This is a genomic window from Agarivorans sp. D1326, assembly GCF_056958115.1.
Map to the genome: position 1 here is coordinate 327,573 of NZ_JBTWEN010000001.1, position 13,170 is coordinate 340,742.

The 13,170-nt window shown below is 43.2% G+C and carries 10 protein-coding genes; 3 read left to right on the forward strand and 7 right to left on the reverse strand.

The window, feature by feature from the left end; genetic code table 11:
* Positions 1-13: 13 nt before the first annotated feature.
* The 6 genes from ACYFDN_RS01415 to ACYFDN_RS01440 form a co-directional block, all read right to left on the reverse strand.
* Positions 14-373: a DUF2850 domain-containing protein gene (locus ACYFDN_RS01415; protein ID WP_016402622.1), complete on the reverse strand. Its 360-nt coding sequence runs from the start codon at positions 371-373 to the stop codon at positions 14-16.
* Positions 374-440: 67 nt separating this feature from the next.
* Entirely contained in the window at positions 441-2,309 is a 1,869-nt protein-coding gene (locus ACYFDN_RS01420; protein ID WP_483509760.1) for a SurA N-terminal domain-containing protein, read from the reverse strand.
* An 84-nt stretch (positions 2,310-2,393) separates the two neighbouring features.
* Entirely contained in the window at positions 2,394-2,666 is a 273-nt protein-coding gene (hupB, locus tag ACYFDN_RS01425) for a nucleoid-associated protein HU-beta (RefSeq protein ID WP_016402624.1), read from the reverse strand.
* 212 nt (positions 2,667-2,878) lie between these two features.
* Complete coding sequence (lon, locus tag ACYFDN_RS01430) at positions 2,879-5,227, reverse strand: endopeptidase La (RefSeq protein WP_163133485.1); 2,349 nt, start codon at positions 5,225-5,227, stop codon at positions 2,879-2,881.
* A gap of 125 nt (positions 5,228-5,352) precedes the next feature.
* Positions 5,353-5,874 (reverse strand): crossover junction endodeoxyribonuclease RuvC, encoded by a 522-nt coding sequence (gene ruvC, locus ACYFDN_RS01435; protein ID WP_483509761.1) that lies wholly within the window; start codon positions 5,872-5,874, stop codon positions 5,353-5,355.
* Positions 5,875-5,880: 6 nt separating this feature from the next.
* A complete protein-coding gene (locus ACYFDN_RS01440; RefSeq protein WP_483509762.1) occupies positions 5,881-6,624 on the reverse strand; it encodes a YebC/PmpR family DNA-binding transcriptional regulator in 744 nt (247 codons plus the stop codon).
* Positions 6,625-7,019: 395 nt separating this feature from the next.
* On the opposite strand from ACYFDN_RS01440, the gene ACYFDN_RS01445 reads away from it, so the two are divergent.
* From ACYFDN_RS01445 to ACYFDN_RS01455, 3 genes are all read left to right on the forward strand, one after another.
* Positions 7,020-7,484 (forward strand): type 2 periplasmic-binding domain-containing protein, encoded by a 465-nt coding sequence (locus ACYFDN_RS01445; protein ID WP_152781058.1) that lies wholly within the window; start codon positions 7,020-7,022, stop codon positions 7,482-7,484.
* Positions 7,453-8,646 carry a hypothetical protein gene (locus tag ACYFDN_RS01450; protein WP_016402629.1) on the forward strand — a complete coding sequence of 398 codons (1,194 nt, stop codon included), beginning with the start codon at positions 7,453-7,455 and terminating at the stop codon, positions 8,644-8,646. Before ACYFDN_RS01445 ends, ACYFDN_RS01450 begins: the two co-directional genes overlap by 32 nt.
* Positions 8,647-8,721: 75 nt before the next feature.
* On the forward strand, positions 8,722-11,196 hold the full coding sequence (locus tag ACYFDN_RS01455) for a putative bifunctional diguanylate cyclase/phosphodiesterase (protein WP_483509763.1): 2,475 nt from the start codon (positions 8,722-8,724) through the stop codon (positions 11,194-11,196).
* A gap of 69 nt (positions 11,197-11,265) precedes the next feature.
* Here ACYFDN_RS01455 and aspS read toward each other — a convergent pair whose 3' ends face one another.
* Positions 11,266-13,026 (reverse strand): aspartate--tRNA ligase, encoded by a 1,761-nt coding sequence (gene aspS, locus ACYFDN_RS01460; RefSeq protein ID WP_406611141.1) that lies wholly within the window; start codon positions 13,024-13,026, stop codon positions 11,266-11,268.
* Positions 13,027-13,170 lie beyond the last annotated feature (144 nt).

Consider the following 13,170-nt stretch of genomic DNA (forward strand, 5'->3'; position numbering starts at 1 on the left):
GTTAAGGGCTTTTTTAATTAATTCTTTGATAACGAATACGCCCTGCTCTTGGCAAGTATGCATCCAATGTTTGACCATCTTTTGAAATGCGGTATTCAATCACTTTATCCGCTGATGTCACTACTACTCGATTGCCATTTATCTTGTATTTGGTCGCTACCCGGCTGCCAGATTTAACTTGGCCATCTTCTGAGAATACAAGGCGTTCTTTCTTGCCATAAAAATCATGTTCTGCTTCCCAAGTACCTACAATAGGGTTTACTTTAAGCTCAGGCTCTATGCCAACCAACTCTGGATAAGCAAAGTAAACAAAAGACGTCACGCCTAAACCGATACCAAGAAGTGCTATAAGCAGCACAATGGATTTCTTCACATTGTTCTCCAAAACTAAAAAAGGACGTAAAACGTCCTTTTTTCAGTATCTTACGTAAGCACTAAGCTTACAACAAGTTTTGGATTTCTGCTTTGCTTTTTAAGACATCAATCAATACTTGATAACTTGCTTCAGTTTTAACATTGCTAAGTTGTTGTAACCATTGATTAGTTTCACTGGCATCAACGGTTTCTGCTTCGTTAACTGCTGTTAATTGAATAACCAGTTGGTCACCGCTCATCGTAGTAATGCGGCTCGCTACTTTTTGCTCTGAAGGTTTTGCCATCATAAATAAATGACGTACCACTTGAGGCTCAAAGTCTTGGCTATCACGAGCTACCTTAAACTTAGAATCTAGTTTAAGTTGCTGCTCATACAACAAAGCATCTATGCCTTCACCACTTTCAAGCGCAGCAATTAGGCTATCTGCATAATCTTGTGCGGCCTTTGTTGAACGAGACTGAGTAAGTGCAGTGTTAATTTGTGCTTTAACCTCTTCATAAGGTTTTACTTCTGAAGCTTGGTGAGCCATAACACGAACAACAATTGAACTGTTGTCTGACAACTGGATTGCATCACTATTTAAGCCTTCAGCGATGAAGTCTAAGTTAAATAGTTGATTAATTACCTGAGGCTCGCCTAAGGCACCATTGGCACTAGCGCGAGTTAAACCTTTAACAGTTTCAACTTCTAAGCCCGTTTCGCTAGCAACATCAGCTAATGAATCAGGAATTTCGAAGGATACTTCAGCAAGACGCTGAGCTTGCTCATAGAACGCATCTTGTGCTTGTTCTTGTTGCAGGCGCTGACTAATTTGCTCTTTCACTTCTTCTAAAGGTTGTGCTTGAGATTCTTGAACATCCAGCAATTTAATCAGGTGATAACCAAACTCAGTTTTAACAACTTCACTTACGTCACCGCTATTAACAAGTGCGAATGAAGCAGCATCGAACTCAGGAGCCATTACGCCACTTTCAAACCAATCTAGTTCACCACCTTCCTGACCACTAAAAGTATCTTCAGATTCAGCAGCGGCTAGCGTCGCAAATTCTTCACCTTGATTGATCTTAGCTAACAGCTCTTCAGCTTTAGCTTCATCAGCAACCAAAATATGGGCAACTTTACGCTTCTCTGGTTGTGAATAAGTTAGCTGATTTGCATCGTAAAATTGTTGAATGTCTTCTTCGCTAACTTCTATGCTTGCAGCAATTTTCTCTGCATCAACTACGATGTACTCAACATCTACCGACTCTTGAGTGCGGAAAGTGTTTTTACGTTCTTCGTAGTAAGCCAATAAGTCTTCTTCACTTGGCGCTTCTTGATCAGCAAACTGAGCAACAGGAACCGTAACGTAGCGCACGTCACGAGTTTGTTGATTTAGCTTAACCAGCAACTCAGCTTCACTTGGTAGCGCAAACTCACTACCTAACAAAGCTTGCTGCAATTGACGACGGGTTAAGTCGTTACGAATCATATCGCGAAATTGAGCAGGTTGGAGGTTGGCGCGGTAAAGAACAGCTAAGTAACGCTCGTTATCAAAACGACCGTCAACTTGGAATTCTTGCATGCTTAAAATTTGTGATTTAACTTGCGCGTCGCTTACGCGTAAACCGTAGTTTTCTGCAGCTTGGTCTAACAAGCGCTCACCAATCATTCGGTCTAATACGTTACTTCTAAACTGGGCCATGTAGCTTGGGTCGGCGGCTAGTTGATTAAACGCAGCACCAAACTGGCTTTCTAAGCGGGCACGCTCATTTTGATAAGCTTGATCAAACTCTGCACGGCTAATGGACTCACCATTAACTTCAGCGGCTAATTGCTCACTAGGGCTTGCGATGTAGCTACCTACACCAGCCAGAGCGAAAGATAATATGACCAAACCTAGGATGATTTTGGCTACCGGACCTTGGCTTCCTTCACGGAGCTTTTCCAACATGCTTAATTACTCTTTACCACATTAAATAATGAAAAAGCGCATCGAATGGATGCGCCTTTGACAGATCGCAATTGCGTCTGACAGTTAGTTTACAGCGTCTTTTAACGCTTTACCTGCTTTAAACGACGGTACGTTAGCAGCGGCAATTTGGATCTCTGCACCAGTCTGAGGGTTACGACCAGTACGGGCAGAACGTTCTTTAACTTGGAAAGTACCGAAACCTACCAAAGCAACGTTGTCGCCTTCTTTAAGTGTGTCTGAAATCGCGTCAATGAAAGAATCCAGCGCACGACCTGCAGCGGCCTTAGAAATGTCAGCGCCTTCAGCGATTTTGTCTACGAGTTGAGCTTTATTCACAATTGGTTCCCCTTGTTGTTATTCCTTTTCTTCTCACCGCAGGGAAGCTTCCCTAATAATCGCGGCTCAGAATGAGGTTCGTCAGTCTACATTTAGTTAAAATATACCATCAATATTGTTATCAACGGCTTCCTTGCCAGCCTTAGGCTATAGCCCTTGAACAAGGCTGGCAAGTACTATTTCACGATTGAATATCGTTTATTTGCATTGACTCAAGCTTTTACTTCAAAGCCTTCAGGATTTTGCTCTAAAGCCGCTTCCAGAACCTGCTCAATCCAGCGAACTGGAATGATTTTAAGGTCGCCAATAACATTTTCTGGTATCTCTTCTAAATCACGTTCATTTTCTTGTGGAATAAGAACGGTTTTAATTCCGCCACGATGCGCAGCCAATAGCTTCTCTTTCAAGCCGCCAATCGGCAATACTTCACCACGTAAGGTAATTTCACCGGTCATCGCGACTTCAGCTTTTACCGGATTACCGGTTAGGCTAGAAACTAAAGCGGTACACATTGCAATACCGGCACTTGGGCCATCTTTTGGTGTTGCACCTTCCGGTACGTGTACGTGAATATCACGTTTCTCATAGAAATCGCTGTTAATGCGCCACTTATCCGCGCGAGCTCTAACCACAGTCATGGCTGCTTGAATAGACTCTTGCATCACATCACCAAGAGAACCGGTATAACTAAGTTTACCTTTGCCTGGCACCGATGCTGTTTCGATAGTTAACAAGTCGCCGCCCACTTCAGTCCAAGCGAGGCCTGTTACCATACCAACACGGTTGTTCTCATCGGCTTTGCCATAATCACAACGCTGCACACCAAGGTACTCACTGAGGTTATCTTGGCGTATTTCTACTTTCTTGGTGTCTTTGTTTAGCAAAATTTCTTTCACTGCTTTGCGACACAACTTTGAGATCTCACGCTCTAAGCTACGCACACCAGCTTCACGGGTGTAGTAACGAATAATGCCAATGATAGCGCTGTCTTCGATAACTATTTCGTGCTCTTTCAAACCATTGCGCTTGATCTGTTTGCTAATTAAGTGCTGTTTAGCAATATTGAGTTTTTCGTCTTCGGTATAGCCCGACAAACGAATCACTTCCATACGGTCAAGCAATGGACCAGGAATATTCATTGAGTTTGAGGTAGCAACAAACATTACATCTGATAAGTCATAATCGACTTCAAGGTAATGATCGTTAAAGCTATTGTTTTGCTCAGGGTCTAATACTTCTAACAATGCAGAGGCAGGGTCACCGCGCATGTCAGATGCCATCTTGTCAATTTCATCGAGCAAGAATAGTGGGTTTTTCACCGCCACTTTAGACATTTTTTGAATCAACTTACCCGGCATAGAACCAATATACGTTCTACGGTGCCCGCGAATCTCAGCTTCATCACGCACGCCACCTAAGGCCATACGTACGTACTTGCGTCCGGTTGATTTGGCGATAGATTGGCCCAGTGAGGTTTTACCTACACCTGGCGGACCAACTAAACAAAGGATAGGACCTTTAAGTTTGTTGACTCGGCTTTGCACTGCCAAGTATTCCAAAATACGTTCTTTTACTTTCTCTAAGCCGTAGTGGTCTTGATTAAGCACCTGCTCGGCTTTGGCTAAATCACGCTTCACTTTTGAGCGCTTAACCCAAGGAACACTAAGCATCCAATCAACATAACCGCGCACTACAGTGGCTTCTGCCGACATTGGCGACATCATTTTAAGCTTGTTGAGCTCGGCAAGCGTTTTCTCTTTTGCCTCTTCAGGCATTTTGGCTTCATCGATGCGTTGAGAAAGCTGCTCAAATTCGTCTTGACCATCTTCCGACTCACCCAATTCTTTTTGGATGGCCTTCATTTGCTCGTTTAAGTAATACTCACGCTGGCTTTTTTCCATTTGCTTTTTCACACGTCCACGGATCTTTTTCTCAACGTGTAGCAAATCAATCTCAGACTCCATCATTGCCATTAGGTATTCAAGACGTTCAGGAATACTGGCAATTTCAAGCACCGACTGTTTGTCTTCTAACTTGAGCGGCATGTGAGCAGCCATGGTATCGGCTAAACGCGCCGCATCATCTATGCCAGAAACAGAAGTAAGCACCTCAGGCGGAATCTTCTTGTTTAGCTTGATGTAGCCTTCAAATTGGCTAATGGCAGAGCGCACCATCACTTCTTGCTCTTTTTCATCGGGCTGTGCAGATACTACATACTCAGCGGCAGCTACATAGTACTCTTCTTCTTGAACAATTTGCTCGAGCTTAGCGCGCTGACTACCTTCTACCAGTACTTTAACGGTACCATCAGGCAGCTTAAGTAATTGAAGAATATTAGCAACGGTACCTACTGTGTATAGGTCATCAACCTGTGGGTCGTCATTGCTTGCGTCCTTTTGAGCCACTAGCAATACTTGCTTGTCTTGGCTCATTGCACTTTCTAAGCAACGGATAGATTTTTCACGACCAACAAACAATGGAATAACCATGTGCGGATATACCACCACGTCGCGCAGCGGTAATACGGGAATTTCGAAACGTTCTGAACGCTCTAAGGTCATGTCGTCCTCTTTACCTTAGCTAATAATCTCTATCAGCAATATATTGGGTCAAACTTGGTGGTTTCAATTAGTTACGCAGAATAATTCAAAAAAAACTTCTGACTGTTGTTTTTTCATACAATAAATTAACGTAGTCGACGCCTCACTGTACCTCGGACTTTGCCCGCCATACCAATTAAGCTTTGTCTGGTATGGCAATGACATAAAGCGACAGCAAGGGCATCAGCTGCGTCTGCTTGTGGGCTTGCCGACAAGTTTAGAAGTTGGGTCACCATGTGTTGAACTTGTGATTTATCTGCTGCTCCAGTTCCTACCACTGCTTGTTTTATTTGCCGCGCCGAATACTCTGCCACAGGCAAGTCTTGGCTTACTGCTGATACAATCGCCGCGCCACGAGCTTGACCAAGCTTTAACGCTGAATCAGCATTCTTGGCCATAAAAACTTGTTCTATGGCAAACTCGTCGGGCGAGAATTGAGTGATAATTTCACTCACTCCAGCGTGGATTTGTTTTAACCTGAGCGGTAAATCTTTTTCATTGGTGCGAATACAACCACTGCCCAAATACTCTATTCGCCCATGGGCTTGTTTAACAAGTCCGTATCCGGTGATCCGCGAGCCGGGATCAATGCCTAAAATAATGCTCACGGTTAATTAAAGCTGCGCTGCAACATCATCGGATATCTCGCCGTTGTGATAAACCTCTTGAACATCGTCATCATCTTCTAGCATGTCTATTAGCCGCAGCAGCTTAGGTGCGGTGTTTGCGTCTAGCTCGGCCTGTGTTGATGCAACCATGGTAACCTCAGAGTTAATAGCCACGATACCAGAGGCATCTAGTGCATCTTTAACTCCGCCAAACTCCTCTGGGCTCGTATATACATCAACGCTTCCATCATCGTGGCTTAGTACATCATCGGCACCAGCTTCCAAAGCCACCTCCATAATTGCGTCTTCGTCACTGCCTGCTGGGTAGGATATCACCCCTTTCTTTTCAAAAAGATATGAAACGCTACCATCGGTGCCAAGGTTGCCACCACTTTTGGAAAAAGCATGTCGAACACTTGATACGGTGCGATTGCGATTATCAGTCATTGTTTCTACTAAAACCGCTGTCCCTCCAGGCCCATAGCCTTCGTAGATAACAGTTTCCAACTGTTGTCCGTCGAGTTCACCAGCACCTCGTTGTACTGCACGATTAATGGTGTCGCGCGTCATATTGTTCGACAAAGACTTATCAATAGCGGCACGAAGTCTAGGGTTAGCATCGGGATCAGAGCCTCCCTCTCTAGCAGCTACTGTTAGCTCTCGAATAAACTTAGTAAACACTTTACCGCGTTTAGCATCTTGAGCAGCTTTACGGTGCTTAATATTGGCCCATTTACTGTGACCCGCCATCGAATTCCCCTAAGTTTGGTTTAGCCAAGATGATAAACGCTAAGAATATGACAAGCCTAGGATTAATTAATTGAACAATGATCTAGCTCGATAAAGAGCTTTAAGACTGAAGACATAGACATGAAACAAACTAAACGGCCGTTTTAGCTGAAAGTACAAACCACATAAAGTGTAATGTCATTCATATATATTACATAATTATGAGATAACATTTAACTTAAGAAACACCCTTTCTATTGATAATTCTAATAAAAATAATAACAAGCCAAGACTTCCTGTTGGATATTTAAACAATGCTAAACAAAAAATCATTTAGCTTAACTTATTGAAAAAATTAGCCTATATTTAAAGACATAATCTTTAACACAATAGTTATGAGCTAACCACGGAAGGCTATGATTGTAATTTATTGGCGCAAATTATCTCAGTTTTTAAAACGGCAGGCGATTGCTGTAAAAATTGTTGCGTTATTCTCTTTAGTCAGCATTAGCATACCCATTCATGCCGAGGTGTGGCTACTTACTCACTCAAGCCAACAGGCTGAGCTAAGTGCTAAGCAGATCCGTGCCATTTTCTCACTAAGACAAAAAAACTGGCCTGATGGTCAAATCATCGAACTGGTCGTTATGGATGACAACAACGAGTTACATAAACAGTTTTGTTTAGACGCACTCAAATTGTTTCCCTATCAGCTAACCCGAATTTGGGAACGCCAAATTTACACGGGTACCGCTATTGCTCCAACCATCGTGAACTCTGAACAAGAAATGTTAGACACCATAAAAAATAATCCCAACGCTATTGGATACACCAGCCAAGAGGTGAGCAATGAAGAACTTCATTCTACTATTGTTGACTAGCTTAAGCGTTGTCATTTTTCCCGCTCAGGCTAAAGGTAAACTCTCTTGGGGCGGCTTTGTGTCTGCCAGTTATATCGACGTAAACGCAAACAATTATTACGGTTATAACTCTGGTGATAGTGGCCCATTGTTCGAAGCAGGTCTTCGAGGCTTTTGGTATATCAACCCAAATTGGTCTGTTTCAGGATTAGTGATTGCCCAAGAAAGCGGCGATTGGTTCGAATCTGGTTTAGATGTAGATTATTTAAGCCTTAACTACAAGGTTCCTACAAACGAAGACTGGGAAGTTGGCTTTAAGTTTGGCCGTTTCAAAATTTCCAACGGGATTTATGGTGAAACCCGAGACGTGCCGTTTACTCGCCCCAGTATTGTATTGCCGCTATCGGTTTACCCGCACATCCTTAAAGAACAGAGTTTAAGGGCCGATGGCGTAAGGTTAGATTTAGACTATTTCACGCTAAGTGGCCAACAATACACATTCGCAGCATCCATTGGTAAAGAAGCCTTTGATGAGAGCTTTAGTCGGCGCTTTTTTGGGCAAGACCAAGGGGGTACTTTTGAAAGTGAGTGGAATAGTTCAATACACTTTTCCGCTCGCCCTAACGCCAATTGGTACTTGGGCCTAGAGTATCGTCGTTTAAAAATGCATTTAAAAGATTCGATAGATTTGGCACCTCCGGCTAGTCCGGTGCGTTTACCTTTCGATTTCACTATTGATACCGACCAGTACATTGCTTCGCTACAGTATTCGCAACAGCGCTACGAGCTAACGGGTGAATTTACCATGCGACGAGGTGGTACTTATGCTGAAGGAAAAAACGATGCTGCTAAACCCTTAGCGCCAATTTTTGATGGCAGTATCGATATGAATGCCTATTATCTACAGGGTATTTTCATTGTAAATCAGCAGTGGAACTTGCTAGCTCGCTACGACAACAGCCATTTTATTGATGATGACATTGAAACCAACTTACGCGATCTCGAAGATTTCACCATTGGAGCAACGTGGAATTTCCATCGTAACTTTCAGCTAAAACTGGAACACCACTGGTTTGTAGGAACCTCAATGCTTCCCCCTGTTCGAGACCTAAACCCCACTCGAACCAACAATCCTGAACGGTATTGGCGCTTGTTTGCAATGCAACTAAGTTACCGCTTTTGATATTTCACTCTATGCTTAGTAAGTAAGCAATTAATTAGTCACTTATTGCCTTATGCTAAATCAATGGAATAGCCAATGAAGTTAAGCAAGTTCCCCTTGGTGGATCTAAAGAATCGCTACGTTAGCGTGCGACTAAAACTCACTTTGGTGCTCATTCTCGCGGCGGGCATTGTGGTCTCTATTTTTGGTTTAACCGCAATGGAGCACTATCAAAAACAACAAGCCCAATTAAAATTAAGCTATTTAGATAACTACGCTTTAGAATTTAACGACCAAATAGAACGTTTAAGCGATAGCATCACATACATTTTTGAAGCTCAAACCCTTCTGAGCCAAGCAGAAAGCATGCAAGACCTGGAACGTTACCTCAATAGGCAGTTACCAGATTTACAATGGTTAATGCCAATAGCTAACGGTTGTACGGTATTTGCCATAGATAATTATGCCTGCAGCGTACTTGACTCTCCCCCACCCAAAGAGCTACTTGAACAAGTCACCTTGCGCTCTAAACCGATGCGCCTCATCGAATGTTTCGAAGTTTGTCATTTGTGGATTTCGCTGCCAATAAGAACCCGCAACACAGAGCAAGGGGTTTTAGCCTTTCAACTTGAATTGGCAGATGCCTTAATTAACGTAACCCAACGCGATGATATTGAGCTGGCGATAGTCGATTTAGACCGCCCCTTATACAAAAGCATATTGTTAGCCACCAATACTCAGGTACTAAGCCAGCAATGGTTCGACAGCGCCATAGAGTATCGGCATCACGACAATATGGAGTTTAAAGTAGAAGATAAAACCATTGTTGGTAAGCTCTACCCTATTAAAGACAGTTCAAATAGTACCCTTAAGTTGGTGATTCTTAAGGATTGGAGCGAACAAGTTTTCTTACAAACTCGCTTCGAAAACCAGCTAACTATGCTGCTATTGTTTACCATGGCCCTGGCCATTGCGATTGGCCTTTTGCTGATGCGCCGCCCACTGAGTAACCTGCGCTACCACACCGCCAGCTTACCGACTATTTTAGAGAACGAAAGCTACAAGCCACAAAACAAGTTACACCTATTTAATGATGAATTTGATTCCCTAGACCACATATCTATTGAGCTTGCCAACAGCTTTTCAGAAATGCGCTCAAGCATCGCGGCTAATACCAAAGTTCTTGAGAAAATGGCCATGGAAGATCCACTCACAGAGTTGCCTAATCGAACGGCTTTTTTGAAGCAACTTAGTGAAGCATTAGAAGAAGCCGCTAAGCAAGGCGAAGAGCTCAGCCTGATTTACATTGATCTCGACAACTTCAAAACCATTAACGATACCTTAGGCCATGACTTTGGTGATTTACTATTAGTACAAGTGGCCAAGCGCATTATGCGACTCAGTCAGTTCGCTTCAAGTACGTTCCGACTCGGCGGCGATGAGTTCACTCTACTTATCAATCAAAAAGACAAAGACAGTGTATTGGGCTTTGCTTATAGTCTGGCCCAAGAGATATCTCGCGACATTACTATTTCCGGCATTTCGATGAAGGTAACACTAAGTATCGGTATTGCCACCGCCAAGCAAGCCGAATACGAACCGCAACTGCTAGTGAAGTATGCTGACTTAGCCATGTATTCTTCAAAACGTAAAGGTAGGAACTGCTGCACCCATTTTGATATTGAATTAGCTCGTCAGAACGACATGGTGTTCACCATCGAGAACCAATTTCAAAATGCCATGAGTAACAATGAACTAGAGCTTTACTTGCAACCGCAAGTGTCTATGCAACACCAACGAGTCACCGGCTTTGAATTATTACTCCGCTGGAATCATCCTACTCAAGGCCTTATGAATCCCGGACAGTTCCTCGATACCGTCGAATCAGGCCGCCACATACTGCCGTTGGGTTACTGGGTAATCGACAAATCTTTAGCCTTGCTTGAAGAGCTTACAAGCAAGGGCTACGAAGAGTTAACCATTGCCTTCAACATCAGTGGCCGACAATTTGAAGATAAACACTTCGCTCAAAAACTCATCAGCAAATTTAAAACCGTAAACGTAGGTAGTAATTACCTAGAACTTGAAATTACCGAAAGTGTTGCAGTACAAAGCTACCAGCAAGTTAAATCCCAACTCAATGAAATTAGAGCCGCAGGTATTCGCGTAGCCTTTGATGACTTTGGTAAAGGCTTTACTTCACTCAGCTACTTAAGCAACCTAGCCTGTGACAAAATTAAGTTTGACCGTGAGTTTGGTCATAACGCCATTACCTCTGTGTCTACCCAAAATATTGTATTAAGTATGCGTACGCTAATGGACACTCTCGATTACGAAATACTGGTAGAGGGAGTGGAGACTCTAGAGCATGCTAATTGGTTAAAGAAAAATGGCTTTGACAAAGTACAGGGTTACTTCTTTGGTCGACCGCAAACTAAGCAAGAAGCCTTGGCCTTTTATCAAAAATGTAACGAGAAAGGCGCATTATTGGATAAAGATGGCAATGTTTTGCACTTGCATCCCTTGTTTAAAATCCCTCAATCGCCGAGTCACTCTAGTCACACAAGTTAACTAGTTTGTAAGAATTAATAGATACAAAAAAGGCGAGCTAGATGCTCGCCTTTTTTACTTTGCTTAAAACTACTCAGGCAGTTTTACATTTAATGCTAACTCTTCGAGTGCTACCGGGTTAGCTGCACTTGGCGCGCTTGTTAGCGGACAAGCCGCAGTGGCAGTTTTAGGGAAAGCCATCACGTCGCGAATTGAGCTTGCACCAGTCATTAACATCACTAAGCGGTCTAGACCAAAAGCTAAACCTGCGTGAGGTGGAGCACCGTACTGTAGAGCTTCTAACAAGAAACCAAACTTTTCTTGTGCTTCTTCATCACTAATACCTAGCACTTTAAAGGCCGCAGCTTGCATATCTTGTTTGTGAATACGCACACTACCACCACCAAGCTCACAGCCATTTAGCACCATATCATAGGCATTAGATAATACACCTGCTGGAGACGCGGCCAGTTGCTCGGCCGATACACCAGCTACTGGTGCAGTGAATGGGTGGTGAATCGCGTGGAATTGACCATCCACCTCTTCAAACATTGGGAAATCAACAACCCAAAGCGGTTTCCACTCATCAGATACTAAGCCTAAGTCTTCACCCACTTTCAAACGAAGTGCGCCCATCGCTTCACATACAACGTTAGCTTTATCTGCGCCAAATAAAATCAAGTCACCATCTTGCGCACCACTGCGCTCAACAATGCCTTTGGCAACTTCTTCGTTTAAGAACTTAAGAATAGGAGATTGTAAGCCCTCAAAACCTGCAGCTAAGTCATTCACCTTCATCCAGGCAAGACCTTTAGCCCCATAAATCCCAACATATTTGCCGTAATCATCAATTTGCTTACGAGAAAGTGTTGCGCCACCCGGTACACGTAATACCGCTACACGGCCTTTTTCGTCATTTGCAGGGCCTGAGAATACTTTAAACTCGACATCTTTAAGTAAATCAGCAACGTCTACCAACTGCATAGGGTTTCGTAAGTCTGGCTTGTCTGAACCGTACAAACGCATTGCTTCTGCGTAAGTCATTTGCGGGAACTCGCCAAGATCTACGTCTAACATCGAAACAAATAGCTCACGAACCATTTGCTCAGTAACAGCCATTACTTCGTCTGAGCTCATGAATGAAGTTTCAATATCAATCTGCGTAAATTCCGGTTGACGGTCAGCACGTAAATCTTCATCACGGAAACATTTTACGATTTGGTAGTAACGGTCCATACCCGACATCATTAGCAATTGCTTAAAGATTTGCGGTGATTGAGGCAAGGCAAAAAACTGGCCTTTGTGAGTACGGCTTGGTACCAAGTAATCACGCGCGCCTTCTGGCGTAGCTTTGGTAAGAATTGGCGTTTCAATATCTAAGAAGCCATTGTCTTCCATAAAACGACGAACAAAGCCAGTTACTTTGGCGCGGAATACCATACGCTCGCTCATTTCAGGGCGACGTAAATCTAAGTAGCGGTATTTTAAGCGCTGCTCTTCCGAGTTGTCTTGATTGCTATCTAATGGCAATGGTGCTGAACGGTTTAAAATCTCAAGCTCTAAACCTAACAACTCAACTTCACCAGTACGCATGTCGCTATTTATCTGGCTATCTGGACGAGCACGCACACGACCTTTTAGTCGAACACAAAACTCATTACGCAAGCTATTTGCTGTGCTAAATACGTCTTCACGATCCGGATCAAACACCACTTGCACAATGCCTTCACGGTCACGTAAATCGATGAAGATTACACCGCCCAAATCACGGCGTCGATTTACCCAACCTACTAAATTTATTTCTTGATCAACTAGCTCTTTGGTTACTTGTCCACAGTAAACAGTGCGCATTTGGCCTTTCCCGTTTTACGTTTTAAAATTTCAGCGAATAATCATCTTGAGCAAAGCACTTGTTAGCTTTGTTCAGTGAAAGGGCGATAGTATAAAGGAAAGCGACTACAAATAAGAATAGTGATAGAGCAATAAATCTAGCGA

Coding starts and splice junctions, on each gene's coding strand:
- ACYFDN_RS01420 (WP_483509760.1), bottom strand. CDS start 2,309: ATGTTGGAAAAGCTCCGTGAAGGAAGCCAAGGTCCGGTAGCCAAAATC.
- lon (WP_163133485.1), bottom strand. CDS start 5,227: ATGACCTTAGAGCGTTCAGAACGTTTCGAAATTCCCGTATTACCGCTG.
- ACYFDN_RS01440 (WP_483509762.1), bottom strand. CDS start 6,624: ATGGCGGGTCACAGTAAATGGGCCAATATTAAGCACCGTAAAGCTGCT.
- ACYFDN_RS01445 (WP_152781058.1), top strand. CDS start 7,020: ATGATTGTAATTTATTGGCGCAAATTATCTCAGTTTTTAAAACGGCAG.
- ACYFDN_RS01450 (WP_016402629.1), top strand. CDS start 7,453: ATGAAGAACTTCATTCTACTATTGTTGACTAGCTTAAGCGTTGTCATT.
- ACYFDN_RS01455 (WP_483509763.1), top strand. CDS start 8,722: ATGAAGTTAAGCAAGTTCCCCTTGGTGGATCTAAAGAATCGCTACGTT.
- aspS (WP_406611141.1), bottom strand. CDS start 13,026: ATGCGCACTGTTTACTGTGGACAAGTAACCAAAGAGCTAGTTGATCAA.